Origin of the sequence: Anaerocolumna sedimenticola (assembly GCF_009931695.1) — a bacterium.
Classification (GTDB): Bacteria; Bacillota; Clostridia; order Lachnospirales; family Lachnospiraceae; genus Anaerocolumna; species Anaerocolumna sedimenticola.
Window position 1 is genome coordinate 2,049,975 of record NZ_CP048000.1, and the last position, 15,548, is coordinate 2,065,522.

The following is a 15,548-nucleotide window of genomic DNA, read 5'->3' on the forward strand; positions in this document are numbered from 1 at the left end:
TTAGTTAGCTTTTTTATTGTTTTTAAATATCCGTAATGGTAAAATTAAGAAATATAAGGAAATACCGATTGTTTTATAGTAAAAAGAAAAATAGTCACATAGCTGAATGAATTGTCGGTGAAAGGGCATTTTATGAGATTATTAATGATCGAAGATGATGAAGAATTATGTGAAGCAGTGTCAGTCCATATAAAAAAAGAGAGTTATGAATTAGATATCTGCCATAATGGAGATGAGGTGTCCTATTATCTTAACGGGTCGGCTTACGATGTGATTATTCTGGACCGGATGCTGCCGGGGGTGGACGGACTGACTATATTAGAGAATATAAGGAAAAAGGGGAATACAACCCCGGTGATTATGGTAACCGCCATGAACGGTATAAATGACAGAATAGACGGATTGGACGGAGGCGCAGACGATTATCTGGCAAAGCCTTTTGAAGTTCAGGAATTAATGGCGAGAATCCGGGCACTTTTAAGACGGCCCAGAAAGATAGAAGATCTAACTGTTCTTAAATTTATGAATGTCGAATTAAATACCAATACATATGTAGCAGCTTGCGGTGATAAGAGTCTTTCATTATCAAAAAGGGAAGGGGCATTACTTGAATTTTTTCTCCTGAACAAAGAACAGATATTAACAAGGGAACAGATTCTTGGCAGAGTATGGGGACCGGATTCCTTTGTAGAAGACGGTAATATTGATAACTATATATTTTTTCTGAGGAGAAGGCTGAAAGCCCTTGATGCGAAAGTGAGTATCAAAACAATACACGGTATTGGTTATCGAATGGAGAGAAAAGAAAATGCTTAATTCCATAAAAAACAGGCTAATCTTATTATATACCTGCTCCACAGGACTTATTTTAACAGCGGTAATTATTTTTGTAGCAGTAATCACCAATGAACAGTTACAAAGAAGTCGAATGGAGTCCTTTCGGAATAATTATATTACCATAAATCAAAATGTACATATGAGTCAGGAAATCAGCAACTTATGGATGGCGGAGATGGAAACCAGCAATCATTTAATTATCCATATTGAAGATAATGGGACCCCTTTTTTATTTAAGGGTTCCTGGCAGACGCCCACCAAACGGGAAGTACTGGTTGATAAAATAAAAGAACTTGCACTTAAGGATAATATCAATACCAATATCCGGCCCGTTTCCCTGAATGAAGTACAGAGTAAGGTATATGAAATAAGAGGCAATAAAAACGACCGGTACCTTGGGGAGGTCTTTATTGTTCCAATAGACAGAGGATTTCGAAGTGTTGCAGCACTCCAGTATATATCAGGAAATGAGGCTTCTGTTTTAGAACAAAGGCTTTTATTGGTTTTCCTGGATTTATTGGGAATCACTGCGTTATTTTTTGTAAGCAGATTTATGGTAAGTAAGTCCTTAAAGCCGGTGGAAGAAAGCAGGAGGCGTCAGACTGAATTTATAGCAGCGGCTTCTCATGAACTAAAATCACCCTGGCAGTGATTCGGGCAAATGCTTCCGCATTAATTGTGGAACCAGAGAGGGCGGAGCATTTTACAAAAGGAATTGATAAGGAATGTAAACGTCTGGCAGCTTTGATTGAAGACATGCTGTTATTAGCTTCTGTGGACGCAAAAAGCTGGAAAATTAAGAAAGAAATACTGGACATGGATACTCTGCTGCTTGAAGTTTATGATCTGTTTTATCCATTCTGCAAGGAGCAGGGGAAAGAACTTAAACTTAAGGTACAGGATGATATACTTCCGAAAGCAGAGGGGATGGAGAACGGATCAAACAGATACTGGCTGTCCTTATTGATAATGCGGTAACTTATACGGTGGAAAGAGATACCATCCTGCTTCGCGGTCACTGTAAGAAAAACCGTTTATGGCTTGAGGTGGAAGATCACGGACCGGGTATACCGGAGGATAAAAAGAAAGAAATTTTCGAAAGATTCTACCGGGAAGATAAATCCAGAAAGGATAAAACCCATTTCGGACTGGGACTTAGTATAGCCAAAGAGCTTACTGTGCTGCACGGGGGAGCATAGAGGTGAAAGATACGGACGGCGGAGGAGCAACCTTTAGTATCTCATTTCCCATATATACCAAAAACTAAAAAGTAAAATGATAGCCCGGCAAAAGCCCTCACAAATTCGGGCGAACCAAAACCAGTATGACAGTACACCATTACAATGTTCCTGAATAACTTGATAAATAGGTCCGCCAGTCAAATAAAATACAGCAATTTACTGTATTTTATTTGACTTTTTTATCTCATAGGAAAGTTCGTCCTATGAGATAAAAACCCTCCGGGAGGATCGCACTGCGGCGGCAGGGATGGATGTCGCAGAGGCGACCCGCCGCAGGCGGAGAATCCTGCAAGCAGGATTCTTTCTTATTTCATAGGAAAGTTCTCCGAATTTTCCTATGAAATAAAAAGCCCTCCTGGCAGGATGCACATGACGCGCTAAGGAAAATCGTCACTGAAGTGACAGCGCATCAGCGCCAGAGTCTGGCAAGCCAGACTCTTTTTCATTGTATAAGGATTCTTAAAGATTTTTTAGAGATTTGCCTGTTAAGTTTATTATAGTAATATGAAAAGTGGAGGAATAGTAATGAGGAGAAAGATAACCGTATTTTTTCTGCTCCTGACATTGGTAATAACCTATTTGCCAGGCTGCAGTAAGGAAAACCGAAAGGAAGCCGGACAGCCAGTGACCGGTGCCCAAAGCGGGCAAATTGAAAAGGAAAATAAACCGGATAAATCAAAAGAGAAGACAATGGGAAGGTATATGGAAAAAGAGGTAACATTACCGGAATTGTCATCCGGTGAAGTTATTATTAAAATCCTGGAAAATGCGGATAAGCAGATAGAAGTATATACTTTAAAGCATAGTGATGAACCGAAATATTTCTGTTATCAGTTACAAGAGGATATGACCTGGAAGTCTGATACACCCGGATGGTTAAATGACGGTTCGGCCGGAAAAAATAACTATGCGGCGGATATCTGTTTAGGGAGGGACGGAAATTATTATGCGTCTTTTATAGATTATGGTGAGAATACCGTTAAATCCTTTATCATAAGGTCGGAGGACGGAAAAAAAAAGGCAAAGAAATTAAAAATTCCATACCTGGAGAAAGAAACACATACCATAGAGAATTATCATTATTACCCCAGTATTGAGAAAATGGGAATATTAAAGAATGGAAACCTGGTATTATATGACACGTGGGATACCGGCTCTTTACATATATATTCTGAAAAGGAAGATCAATTGGATAAACTTTCAATTGGGGAGGAGCAGAATTTCATAACCTCTGATGAGGATATTATTACGGTAAACGGGGACGGTACCGGCGTCATGTTCTATGATACGGCCACAGGGAAAGCAGAAAGAACTATAGAATTTAATAATACGGGAAGTGCCAACGCCTATGCCTTAAAAGATGACGGCACTCTGTTATTAGGCAATTCCGGCGGAATACACCGCCTCCGGAATAACGGTACCCTATGGGAAACCGTGGTAGATGGTTCCCTCAATTCCATGAGTATGCCCTCCCTTCAGTTTAATGGGCTGTTTGTAATGGAAGGAGAGGAGGAAGAGTATTATGCGGTATATACCAATAATGACGGGGATATGAACTAAAACACTATGTATTTGATGATAAAGTAGCTTCGGTACCGGAAAAAGAAATCACCGTATATTCCTTGAAAGAAAATAAAACTATAAGGCAGGCAATTTCCCTTTATCAGGCGGAAAATTCCGACACAAAAGTAAACTATGTGGTTGCTATGGGGAAGAGGAGGGAAATATCTCAGATTACATCCGTGCACTTAATACGGAATTATTAGCCGGAAACGGTGCCGATGTATTGGTACTGGATGGATTGCCGGTGGATTCCTATATAGAAAAGGGAGTGCTGTCAGATATAACGGATATCATAAATCCCTTGGAAGAAGCAGGAAAAGTGCTTTCCAATATAACGGATTATTATCATAAGGACGGGAAAGTTTATGAAATGCCCCTCCGGTTTTCCATTCCTGTTATTGCAGGAAAAAAAGAAGCCATTAAAGCCGCAGATAATACCGGTAATATTGTAAAATACATAGAGCAGGCCAATATACCCTACTGTGAATCAACCAGCTACCAGGCGCTGCTAAGTGATTATCTGGCATTGTATTCCGGGGAAATATTCATAAATGGCAAACTGAATGAGGAGAATTTTACTCTGTTTTTAAAAAATATAAAAATAATAGCCGACAATATAAAGGCAGAAGAAAATGATGTGAATCCAATAAACTATTCGAAACCATCCCGAATGTTTTTTGACAACCTGTTCTCAGGTAATGTTGTGTCTCTGGGGAAAAAAGTTGCCACTTCCACGGAACAGGTCAAAAACATAATGGATACCATGTTGCTGTTTGAAGTATTAAAAGACAAAGATTTTGAATACAAATCCATCAATCAGATGTATATACCAGGCAGTGTTGTTGGCCTTAACAGCAAAAGCAGGGAAAATGATATTGCAAAAAAATTTATCGGCTTTTTGTTTGAGGAAAAGGTTCAGAATACCAATCTTTATGATGGATTTCCGGTAAACAGCGGTTCCATAAAGAAGTGGGCCGCCGAGGAAAACACCGATCTTATGATTGGGATCAGTGATGCCGATGGAAATCAGGTATCTGCCGAATGGCCAGAAAAGGAAGAGCGGGAAGCCTTTTTAAATACAGTTTTGGAGGTTAAGATACCAATTGAGATAGATCCGATCTTGATTAATATGATCGTAGAGGAAGCCGTGCCGTATCTTAAAGGTGAGACCGGAGAGGGCCAGGTAGTGGCGGCGGTCAAAGCGAAAGTAAATACTTATCTGGCGGAATAGTAAAAATTATGAAAAGGATTAAAAAAAGGAAAAAAGGGGAGGCAGGAAAGGCCTGGATTTTTTTGCTTCCAAGTTTAACAGGGGTGACCGTATTTGTATTACTTCCGTTTATGGATGTTATAAGACGATCCTTTTATGAAGCTATGAGCGGTAAGTTTGTAGGAATGGATAACTATAAACTGGTTTTTCATAATGAGGCTTTTTTGCTGGCGGTAAAAAATACGGGACGTTTTTTAATTACCTGTATTCCGTTACTGATGATAATCTCTTTGATTTTATCCCTGCTTTTATATAACCAGAGAAAATACGGCGGCTATTTTAAGACATCATTTTTATTTCCTATGGCAATACCGGTGGCTTCCATGGTATTACTCTGGCGGTTGTATTTCCACGAAAATGGTCTGCTCAATGTTTTACTTGCGCATATGGGAAAAGAAAAGATAGATTTTATGAATACGGATCATGCCTTTTGGGTGTTAATTTTTACTTACCTATGGAAAAATACAGGGTACGATATGATTTTATGGCTGACCGGTTTAAACGGAATACCTGTAATTCTATATGAGGCAGCCAGTGTGGATGGCGCCGGGACCTGGGCTAAATTCCGCTATATTACATTGCCAAGGCTTCGGACATCCGTATATATAATTGGAATTCTGTCTTTTGTAAATTCTTTTAAGGTATTTAGAGAGGCTTACCTGATTTCGGGAGATTATCCACAGGAAAGTATTTATATGCTGCAGCATTTATTTAACAATTGGTTTGTCTCATTGGATATTCAGAAAATGTGTGCTGCGGCAGTTCTGTGTATATTTTTGTTTGTTATTATCATGTTAGTATTTAAGAAACTTGATATGGAAGAGGATTAAAACAGCTGTCGTAAAAACCAAAGGCAATCGCTGCATGCAGCGTAGCGGACCTAAGAATATCCGCTTTGACTTAGACTTATTACTGGAGTTGATTCGATATGAAAATTAAATTGGGAGTAAAAACCTGTCTGTTGTTTATCCTTACCCTGTTTATATGGGTGCCATTGTGGATGTTATTTACCGGGTCTTTTATGGGAGGGGATGAATTATATAAATACATATGGTCCGTATTAAACCAAAGGGAAAGTATGGCCTCCTGGACGGGTTTTCCCAGGTACCCTACATTGCGGCATTACGTGGAATTACTACTGGATTCACCTGAATTTTTTGTTATGTTCTGGAATTCCTGTATTCAGGTAATACCGGTGCTTCTGGGGCAGATAGGAATCGCGGTGCCGGCTGCCTGGGCTTTTGCCAGATTTGAATTTAAGGGAAAGAAACTTCTGTTTTTTATTTACATGATTCTTATGGTGCTGCCCTTTCAGGTCACGATGGTATCCAGTTATCTGGTATTATACCGGTTGGGGTTTGTGGATACCCATCTGGCCTTAATCCTCCCTAATATTTTTTCTACGTTTCCTGTATTTATTATGGTTAAGTTTTTTAAAGAAGTACCTAAGTCACTGATTGAAGCGGCAAAACTTGACGGTGCCGGTGAATTTATTATATTTACACGGATCGGGATACCCATTGGTTCCCCCGGTATTCTTTCCATCATAACATTAGGGTTTTTAGAATATTGGAATGCCATTGAGCAGCCGCTTACTTTCCTGGTCAGAAGAAAGGAACTCTGGCCTTTGCCGCTTTATTTGCCTGATATTTCATCGGATAATGCAGGAGCAGCCTTTGGGGCATCTGTTATTATGATGCTTCCGGCATTGTTATTGTTTCTGTACGGACAGAAGTATCTGGAACAGGGTATCGCAGCCTCTGGTTTAAAAGAATAAGAAAGGCAAAAGGACTATTATGGAAAATAAATTAAGGAGACTATTATTCATATTTTTTATACTAATGGCATTTTTTACAGTTGTATCCAGAGCAGCAGCCTCTGTAATGGTTGCCAGGGTAGAAGTGACTGGGGCGAAAGAAGGGGAGTTGTCTTATGAGATTTCAGGGACAGGGACAGTAAAAGAAAATGCACAAAAATACATAACCTTATCCGATGGGCTGAAAATCGGAAAGGTTTCCATAAAGACGGGGCAGCAGCTGGAAAAAGGAGATTTACTGTTCCAATATGATTTAACGAGTTTGCTTAAGAAAAAATCCTCCCTGGAAAATGAATTAACAAAATTGCAGCTGCAATATGACAAAACAGGATTAACCGGTGAGGAAGGGGACGGTTTATCCGAAGTTAAAGCAGCACAAATGGCTAAAGAAAATGCCGAAGAGGATTTAAAAGCAGCCGAACGCGTTTTGGCAGATATAAAGGAGAATACAAAAAAAGAGAAAGAAAAGGAATTTAAGGAGGCTTCTTTAGCGTGGGAAGATTTAGAAATATCAAAGGAAGAAGCCAAAAAGGAAACTGAAAGGGCAGTTACTGATGCCAAAAGGGAACTGTCGGAATTAAATAAACCACAGCAAAACCTGATGGAAAAACTGGAAGAATATAAAGAAGCGGTAATAAGTAAGAAAGAAAAAAATATAGAAGATGTCTTATATGAAATCTATGATTTTTATTATAAAGGGAAATATGAAGAACATCTGGCTGAAAAAAGTGAAACGAATGAAAAATTAAAAAGAGCCAAAGAAGATCTGAAAGATATTAAAAAGAAATGGGACACAGCCATCAATGAAGATGATAAGGATTCGGACGAGGAAGCTGTTAGAAAAGCTTATGAACAACAGTTATTATCCAAAAAAGAAGAAATAAAAAATGCGGACCGGGCGGTAGAGGATGCCAAAGATTCTCTTTTGCGGCTATCGGAAAAGGATGATGAACTGAACGGCGCTATCAATAATTACAGAGAAGATTTGGAGGAAAATGATAGAAACAATATGGGTAAAGCCTATGCCGCATTATACCAATTCCTTTATGATACGCTGGAAGTGAATGAAGAGAAAATCAGTACGGCAGAAACGAAATTAAGCCGCGCCAAAGAAGATGAAGCTCAGGTAAATAAGCAGTGGGATTCTAAATTAAAGGATGCCTTTCATAAAAAAGAAGAGCTGAATCATGTTTTAAAAAATATAGAAAATGGAACCTATGATTATAAGGAAGAATTAAAAGAAGGAAAAAAAGCGGTAACGGATGCGAAGAGGGCTCTTATGAATGCGGAACTTTCCTTGGCGGAGGCAAAGGAAACCCGGCAGTTAGGGGAAGAAAACAAATACATTCAGCAAAAATCCATAGAAATTGATCAAAGTATACTTTTATTGGATTTGAATGGGAAACAGGCTGAAATAGACGAGCTGCAAAGGATTATCACAGATAAGGGAAAAGTAACCGCACCGGTGGCAGGAGTGGTTACAAAAAATGATCTGGAACAGGGCGGTATCTTAACAGGCCAGGAAAAACTGGTTCTGGCAACCGGAGGTTATGAACTTTCCATGAATGCCGACAAAGAGGATATGAAACGGTTCGCGGTTGGAGATGAACTGCAAATAGATACCGGTACGGATAATGATAAGATAACCTCCAGGATTGAGAATATCGGTTTACCGGATCAAGACGGTAAGGTTAAATTCTCTGCACTTTTACCGGAAGGAAATTATAGTGTGGGAGGAAGCCTGGATTATGAAATAAGTAAGGAGTCCCAGGCCTATCCAAGATGTATTCCGGTTCAGGGACTTCGTGAGGATTCCAAAGGTACTTATATTCTTCTTGTGAAAGAAAAGGACAGTGTACTTGGTAAAAAAGATACGGCATTCCGGTTAGATATAACCGTAATATCGCAGGATACCAAATCTGCGGCGATTGATGCTTCTTTGTCGGACGAGGATCAGATTATTACCGGCAGTAATAAAAACATCTCAGAAGGAGATCGAGTAAGGATTTATGAAATGGAATAAATACAGGGTACTGCTTGTCTTGTTAATTGCAATAACTGTTTGGTTTACTGCTTCAAAAATAAAAGAAGCTTCCTTTATAAAAAATGAGTATTCTACCGTAAGTGTCCGGTACGGTACGGGCGGAGTCAATGAACAGATAATAAGTAATGCACTTAAAAATGAAAAACTTCAGGGTAATTCCGACATTCCTGAGGTAACGGCCTGGTTTTGGATAAAGGAAGCCGAAATAAAAAATAGGAATTTTAACCGGACTCAAAAGGTATCCGTGGTTATTACATCCGGAAATATGGCTTTAACGACCCCTATGAAGTTAGTAAGGGGTAATTACGTATACCGGCAGGATAAGGTGGGATGTGTTATTGATACAAACACGGCATATCTTTTATTCGGCACGGAATTTGCAGTTGGCAATACGGTAACTTACGACAAAAAAGACTACGTGATCCGAGGTGTGGTCAGAGCAGATTACCCGGTTTTTTTGATCCAGGGGTCCGGTGATAAAATGGAATATTCCAATTTGGAGTTGGGGTTTATGGATAAAGAAAGGGGAGAAACACTTGCAGAAGAGTTTTTGTTGGGAAATGGACCCACCGGAAATTATGTGATTATAGATGGATATTTTTACGGAAGAATCATTTATTCCTTAATAAGTCTACCGGTTTGGCTTTTTTTCTTTTTTGGCGGTTATGAGATTTTCAAGATTTTTTATAGTTATATGAATAAACAAAAGCCAGGGCATTTTATCCTTTATAGCAGTATTCTGTTGCTTATTCTGGCGGGTTACGGCTTTATTCTTTTCCGTATTACAGGCAATCCCCTTTATATACCTGAAAAACTGATTCCGACCAAATGGTCGGACTTTGATTATTGGTCTAAACAGTATCAGTTAATTCAGAATCAGATACTAAAGATACGGTATTTAACTCCTAATCCTAAGGATGTGTATTTGGTGGACAAAATATCAAATCTATTGCTTAACACAATTGTTATGTTTCTTTTATATATGTTTATTATTACGGATATACATATTCTTAGGTTAAAAGGTAAATCCAAAAATAATTAAAATACAGTGGGAATCTCAAACAACTTTTACTCATAGCTTACCGAATGAAAATAATATTTCGTTTACAAGAATTAACCTTAATCCATGACAGACTTTTTTGTAAAAAAGTTTAGGCAGCTTATAGCTGCCTCTGACTATAGACAAAGTCCAGGACTTTTGCCCTGGACTTTACACCATAAAGAGCCTTTAAAGTCAATATTTACCTATGTTAGCAGTACCAAACATCCATCCCAGTAATGGTCAGTCCCAGAGTGTAAAAAAGAGCAGTTTAACGACTTACTCCCAAGGTCGATAAAATCTCGTCTGACTTCAGCTTTAATCTTTCTGATATCTTCCATATCAAGAAATGTTTGGGTGACTTTTGACTTTTGTACATTTTCTTTCACCTTATTCCAGAATTCACTTCCAGTCTAATAGCTTTCCCAGATTGTATAATCAAATGGTTTCAGGTCATAAGGTTATTCTTTATACTTGTTATCATCTTCTAAACTCTCATTGAATGAGTCAAGGCAATCTTTAGCATAATAATTTAAATCCACAAGAGCTAGCTGGCAAGTGTACACTCTTCTGCCAAAACTATTCATATCTCTCAAGATGAATACCTCCTTTCTAATTCACATCGATATAAAAAATTAGCGTTATCCGAAAATTCGTAAAAGTCACGTCTCTTTATAGCTAAATTGGCGATATACTCTTGCAAATCTACAGGGAAATAATCAGTCATCTTATATCTGCTAGTGCAGGCATCAATATCAACAAAAGCATCCATACCGGTATCAATTAATAATACATCGCAATCAATTGCCAAGACTTCAGAACAATACTTTTCTACAAAGTTAGATATTTTCACACCAACCCTTACATCTTTACAGAATACAGCAACGTCTATATCGCTCTTATCTGGTTTAAATTTATCTGTAACAAAGCTTCCAAAAATAAATACATTATAATCCATGTCTTTGAATTTTTCTGATAAAGTTTCCTTAAAACCTGTTAAAAAAGTTTTTCTTTTTTCCAATGTACTTAAGTCGATCACATTAGCACCTCCTACCAGCAATGAATTCTATTCCACTTTATGCAAAGCTTTCCATCTCACAATCACCAAACACGGTCCCGCTCATTCAAGAAAATACTTAACCTGATCGTAAGACCATTTTTGTTTTTTTTAGAGTAAGAAAATAATACTTTCGAATATAAATCAAATAAAATAAAAATGTAATAAAATGTTACAATTTCTATCTTTAGCCTATCACTTGGGACATATCGTGTCAACACTTTTATATCATCTTGAAAGTTCTCTTGAAAGGACGATGATAACTTAGAATTCTTACTAAAAAACTGGTTTTAAGCATTAAAGTTCGCTTTGGACACAGAAAATTTTACGCTCTCAGGTATTCCCCTGTGGAACTCCCCTACTCGCCGTGTGGCAGGGATTCGGGGAATCCTGCGGGTCAGTGTGAGGCTTCGGCTTATGTCAATGGCACGGCAAAAATCCAGCCAGCCAAGGTTTCAAGAGTGGAGATTTTGCGTCAGCAAAATACGACTCGTCCCTTGACTGGCTGGATAGGCGCAGCGGCCGGATTTCGCCAGCGTTACAATGCTGGTGTGGCTGATGTCCTTGTAATCTTCCGTTTCATAGTTGCCTAAAGCGGATTTTGAAATGCCTGTCCGCTGTTTCAACTGCTCCAGCGTCAGGCCGTGTTCCACCCGCAAATCCTTTAACCGTTCCTGTATCGTCAAGGCCACATTCATAGCTGTATCCCGCCTTTCTCCCCATGGGTTTTCTCTGTATTTTCATTATACCATACCTTTCCACAAACGTGGAAATTTTCGGTTTTCGTCCTGTTTTCCAACCTTGTGGATATACGGGAGGGAGGTCAAAAAAGTATACACTTGGTGGATATTGCCCATGTGGAAAGCGAAATTGAAAAGCTGGTGGACAGCCTGACCGGGGCAAACAATGTCCTGCTCTCCCATATGAATGTGAAGATAGCAGAGCTTGACAGCCGCAAGCAAGCCCTTGTCAAAGAGATTGCGGAATTGACGGTGGAAACCATATCCCCGGAACAGGTACGGCAGATTTCCGGCTACTTGGACACATGGGAAACCGTCAGCTTTGATGATAAGCGGCGGGTGCTGGATTTGCTGGTTATGACTGTGGAAACCACCAGCGAAAAGATGAACATCACATGGAAAATCTGACGGGCAGTACACCCGTCAGACCGTTACTCGGTGTAGTCCCTTGTAAACTGCACTTTAGTATAATATTAATTAATTTTATCTGAATATCTATCTTTCAATTGATTTTAGTTTACCAAAAACCCAAAAAAACTTTCCGCCAACTTCCATTGGTAATATATGTAGTCTAAATATATCACTATATGGATAATATTTCAAATTATATATACTGATTTAAAGAGTTAATAGATGGTTAAAGTTTTGTTATTATTTTTTGGTTTTCATAACGGTTTTAATGGGTACTTATAAGTGTAAAACTTATAAAGGCGTCCTTTTTCGTGTGATAAAGTCACTGATTACAATAAATAAATGAGTATAATGAAACTAACATTGATAAACTTCAATAAAGGAACTTTGCAGGAAATTATGAAAGGCATGGTTTTCTGAAGATTTTATTAGAGAGGTTTAAAATATCAGTTAGGAGAGTTTGTATTGAAAAATTTATTGGTTCTTTGGAAAAAGTATTCTTTTATACTGTTGATAGGGTTTATCTTTTTCAATTTGTTTGATTTAAGATTTGCATTGGCAGCAGTAATCTGTATGGCGGCACCGATTATAGTATCCTTTTTCAAAGGGAGATTCTGGTGCGGAAATCTATGCCCAAGGGGAAGTTTTTATGATAATGTAGTTATAAAATTCAGCAAGAACCGGAAAGTGCCAAATTTTTTAAAATCTACCTTTTTCAGAACTTTTATGGTTATATTTATGTTGACAATGTTTGCGGCAGGAATAAAAAATAACTGGGGCAATCCTTATGGTATTGGTATGGTTTTTTATCGGTTAATTGTTATAACCACCATAGCAGGTGTGCTGCTTTCTCTTCTGTATAACCATCGCACCTGGTGCCACTTTTGCCCTATGGGAACTCTTGCATCCCTGGTTGCCGGATTCAGAAAAAGTAAAAAAGTTCTGCATGTTACATCCGCTTGCGTTTCCTGTAAATTATGTGAAAAGAAATGTCCCCTGGGCATTGTACCATATGATTATAAAGGAAATATCTTAAGCCATCCGGATTGTATTCAGTGCGGTAAATGTTTAAATGTCTGTCCGAAAAACGCAATCGGTTATAATAAAAACAGTTTTTAGATATGTGCTATTCCTGTTATAATAAGAATATGCTTGTAATAGATAAAAAATCAATTATGTAAATATTGTTCATAATCTTAATATATGGCAATATAACATCAATAAGGAGGAGATAATGATAGTTGGGGTTATAACGTCGGAACATATCAGCTTTGTACTGGTATTCTTGGAAGGCCTGCTTTCTTTTTTCTCTCCCTGCGTTATTCCGTTGATACCGGTTTATATGAGTTTTTTAGCAGGTAATGCGAAAAAAGTAGCGGAGGAGGGAGTGATACAGTACGAGAGAAAGAAAGTATTTCTTCATACTTTATTTTTTGTTCTTGGGATATCTTTTGCTTTTTTCATCTTGGGTTTGTCTTTTACCGCATTAGGCAGATTTTTTAACGATAATAAAATGTTATTTACCAGACTCGGCGGTATTCTTATTATTGCTTTAGGTTTGTATCAACTTGGAATATTAGAATTTTCTTTTATGCAGAAAGAGAAAAAAATACATCTTGATTTAACAGAGAAAAAAGTGAATCCTTTGATTGCATTATTACTAGGTTTTACTTTTAGTTTTGCCTGGACTCCCTGTATTGGACCTATTCTTTCTTCCGTACTAATTATGGCATCCGGTGCTAAAACAGCCCTGGCCGGAAACTTCCTGGTACTTGTTTATACAATAGGATTCGTATTGCCTTTTTTACTGCTTGGCTTATTTACCACCCAGGTATTGGATTTTTTAAAGTCAAAACAGAATCTGTTACGGTATGCCATTAAAGCAGGCGGAATACTGTTACTTATTATGGGGATCATGACTTTTACCGGGTGGATGAACGGAATATCCGGTTATCTGAACTCCATCAGCAGCAGTCAGCAAAACAAATTCTCGGAGGCGGCAAAAAATAATGCCGGAAACGATAATCAATCCAATAATACGAACAAATCGGATTCTGCCAATAATACGGCTGATAATGCAAGTAATTCCAATAACAGAGATAATACCGATACCGGAGACACTTCTAACACACAGGATTCGGAAAATGAGAATACGAAAAATACCATCATTCCTGCCTTTGATTTTACCCTAACCGATCAATACGGCAATGAGCATACCCTTTCTGATTACAAGGGAAAGGTCGTATTTTTAAATTTCTGGGCTTCCTGGTGTCCGCCCTGTAAGGAAGAACTGCCCCATATCGAGGAGCTTTACCAGGAGTATAGTAAAAATGAAGATGAAGTGATATTTTTAGGTATCACCAATCCAAAGAATGAGGATTATCCTTATAATCAGGATGAAGAAAAGGATAAGATTATAAGTTTTATGGATAAGAACGGATACACATTTCCCACCCTGTTTGACGAGACGGGGGAAATTCTGCATGATTATTACATTTCGGCATTCCCGACTACCTTTATGATTGATAAAGAAGGCAATATATATGGTTATGTCCCTGGAATGATGACTAAAGACATGATGAAAAATGTCATTGACCAGACACTTAAATCAACGGATTGACATTTAGTATGATTTGCCCGACAAAAGCCCTCACAAAATTGGGTTTTTGTCGGGCGAATCATAGTATTGCAATAGTAATATTTTTATGGAATTAATGTCATAAGAAGTAATAAATACTATCAGGTGATAGCCTTTCATGCCATGAAGCTTTGTAAAATTAACTTGCTGATTCTCCGGCTATGGAATAAAATAATATATAAATCGGACAAGGAGTGTATTGGAATGAAAATAGCAGTTGGAAGTGATCATGCAGGTTATGAATTAAAAATAAAACTATTGGATGGAATTAAAAAATTGGGGCATGAGATAACGGACTTCGGAAGTTTTGACCCGGAACCGGTAGATTTTCCCGACATTGCAAAACTGGTATGTGAAGAAGTTTTGGAGGGAAAAGCGGAAAGAGGGATCATGTTCTGTGGAACCGGTGTCGGCGCCGGTATAGCCTGCAATAAAGTGCCGGGTATCCGTGCCAGTGTATGCCATGATATCTATACGGCACATCAATGTGTTGAACACGATAATGTTCAGATCATGTGCCTGGGTGCACAGATTATCGGACATACTGTGGCTTTGGAATTAATCGACCTGTTTCTGAAAGCAGAGTTTTCCACCAGCGAAGAATTCAGGCGGAGAGTAAAAAAGCTTGAAATGATGGACGGAAGTTATCATAATGTATGATATTGAATAATCAATATAGGAGGAACTAAAGATGTTAATTTATATTATTTTGTTCCTGACAGGATGTATATTGGGGATATCATTCATTATCACAGGCATTATCTTCAGAAATCGTATGCAGCCCTCAATAATGATATCTATGATATTTTTTGGGATATTTATAACTATAGGGTGCAAAACTATGGCTCTGGCATGTAGTGCTGCTGTTTTGCCATTAGCAAAATAGCAGTAA

General features: G+C 38.2%; 15 protein-coding genes and 2 pseudogenes. 14 read left to right on the forward strand and 3 right to left on the reverse strand.

Annotated elements, in window-relative coordinates:
• The first annotated feature begins 132 nt into the window (after positions 1-132).
• The 10 genes from Ana3638_RS09065 (at position 133) to Ana3638_RS09110 (ending at position 9,813) form a co-directional block, all read left to right on the forward strand.
• Positions 133-816: a response regulator transcription factor gene (locus Ana3638_RS09065; RefSeq protein ID WP_161837731.1), complete on the forward strand. Its 684-nt coding sequence runs from the start codon at positions 133-135 to the stop codon at positions 814-816.
• A complete protein-coding gene (locus Ana3638_RS09070; RefSeq protein WP_161837732.1) occupies positions 809-1,489 on the forward strand; it encodes an ATP-binding protein in 681 nt (226 codons plus the stop codon). Before Ana3638_RS09065 ends, Ana3638_RS09070 begins: the two co-directional genes overlap by 8 nt.
• A 26-nt stretch (positions 1,490-1,515) precedes the next feature.
• The gene (locus Ana3638_RS09075) at positions 1,516-1,815 is read left to right on the forward strand and encodes a hypothetical protein (RefSeq protein WP_161837733.1); all 300 of its coding nucleotides are present in this window, start codon (positions 1,516-1,518) and stop codon (positions 1,813-1,815) included.
• On the forward strand, positions 1,800-2,036 hold the full coding sequence (locus tag Ana3638_RS09080; RefSeq protein ID WP_246241103.1) for an ATP-binding protein: 237 nt from the start codon (positions 1,800-1,802) through the stop codon (positions 2,034-2,036). Before Ana3638_RS09075 ends, Ana3638_RS09080 begins: the two co-directional genes overlap by 16 nt.
• A gap of 567 nt (positions 2,037-2,603) precedes the next feature.
• Complete coding sequence (locus Ana3638_RS09085; protein ID WP_161837734.1) at positions 2,604-3,638, forward strand: WD40 repeat domain-containing protein; 1,035 nt, start codon at positions 2,604-2,606, stop codon at positions 3,636-3,638.
• Between the two features lie 226 nt (positions 3,639-3,864).
• Positions 3,865-4,872, forward strand: a complete 1,008-nt coding sequence (locus Ana3638_RS09090; RefSeq protein WP_246240933.1) for a hypothetical protein — start codon at positions 3,865-3,867, stop codon at positions 4,870-4,872.
• Between the two features lie 8 nt (positions 4,873-4,880).
• Positions 4,881-5,741, forward strand: coding sequence for a carbohydrate ABC transporter permease (locus tag Ana3638_RS09095; protein WP_161837735.1), 861 nt, complete (start codon positions 4,881-4,883; stop codon positions 5,739-5,741).
• Positions 5,742-5,839: 98 nt separating this feature from the next.
• Positions 5,840-6,688, forward strand: a complete 849-nt coding sequence (locus Ana3638_RS09100; protein WP_161837736.1) for a carbohydrate ABC transporter permease — start codon at positions 5,840-5,842, stop codon at positions 6,686-6,688.
• A gap of 19 nt (positions 6,689-6,707) precedes the next feature.
• On the forward strand, positions 6,708-8,750 hold the full coding sequence (locus Ana3638_RS09105) for a hypothetical protein (RefSeq protein ID WP_161837737.1): 2,043 nt from the start codon (positions 6,708-6,710) through the stop codon (positions 8,748-8,750).
• On the forward strand, positions 8,737-9,813 hold the full coding sequence (locus Ana3638_RS09110; protein WP_161837738.1) for an ABC transporter permease: 1,077 nt from the start codon (positions 8,737-8,739) through the stop codon (positions 9,811-9,813). The genes Ana3638_RS09105 and Ana3638_RS09110 overlap by 14 nt, the downstream gene beginning before the upstream one ends.
• Before the next feature lie 458 nt (positions 9,814-10,271).
• On the opposite strand, the gene Ana3638_RS25695 is transcribed toward Ana3638_RS09110, so the two are convergent.
• From Ana3638_RS25695 to Ana3638_RS09120, 3 genes and pseudogenes are all read right to left on the reverse strand, one after another.
• Positions 10,272-10,406 carry a hypothetical protein gene (locus tag Ana3638_RS25695; protein WP_281352897.1) on the reverse strand — a complete coding sequence of 45 codons (135 nt, stop codon included), beginning with the start codon at positions 10,404-10,406 and terminating at the stop codon, positions 10,272-10,274.
• Positions 10,403-10,849 carry a DUF6932 family protein gene (locus Ana3638_RS09115; protein ID WP_161837739.1) on the reverse strand — a complete coding sequence of 149 codons (447 nt, stop codon included), beginning with the start codon at positions 10,847-10,849 and terminating at the stop codon, positions 10,403-10,405. The genes Ana3638_RS25695 and Ana3638_RS09115 overlap by 4 nt, the downstream gene beginning before the upstream one ends.
• A 545-nt stretch (positions 10,850-11,394) precedes the next feature.
• Positions 11,395-11,559, reverse strand: a pseudogene (locus Ana3638_RS09120) (helix-turn-helix transcriptional regulator); the annotation flags it as partial.
• A gap of 150 nt (positions 11,560-11,709) precedes the next feature.
• Between Ana3638_RS09120 and Ana3638_RS09125 the strand changes: the two are divergent.
• The 4 genes and pseudogenes from Ana3638_RS09125 to Ana3638_RS09140 all read left to right on the forward strand — a co-directional run.
• A pseudogene (locus Ana3638_RS09125) lies at positions 11,710-12,015 on the forward strand (recombinase family protein); the annotation flags it as partial.
• A gap of 468 nt (positions 12,016-12,483) precedes the next feature.
• Positions 12,484-13,137, forward strand: coding sequence for a 4Fe-4S binding protein (locus Ana3638_RS09130; RefSeq protein ID WP_161837741.1), 654 nt, complete (start codon positions 12,484-12,486; stop codon positions 13,135-13,137).
• 115 nt (positions 13,138-13,252) lie between these two features.
• Positions 13,253-14,638 (forward strand): redoxin domain-containing protein, encoded by a 1,386-nt coding sequence (locus Ana3638_RS09135; RefSeq protein ID WP_161837742.1) that lies wholly within the window; start codon positions 13,253-13,255, stop codon positions 14,636-14,638.
• A gap of 222 nt (positions 14,639-14,860) precedes the next feature.
• Positions 14,861-15,316 carry an RpiB/LacA/LacB family sugar-phosphate isomerase gene (locus Ana3638_RS09140; protein ID WP_161837743.1) on the forward strand — a complete coding sequence of 152 codons (456 nt, stop codon included), beginning with the start codon at positions 14,861-14,863 and terminating at the stop codon, positions 15,314-15,316.
• Positions 15,317-15,548 lie beyond the last annotated feature (232 nt).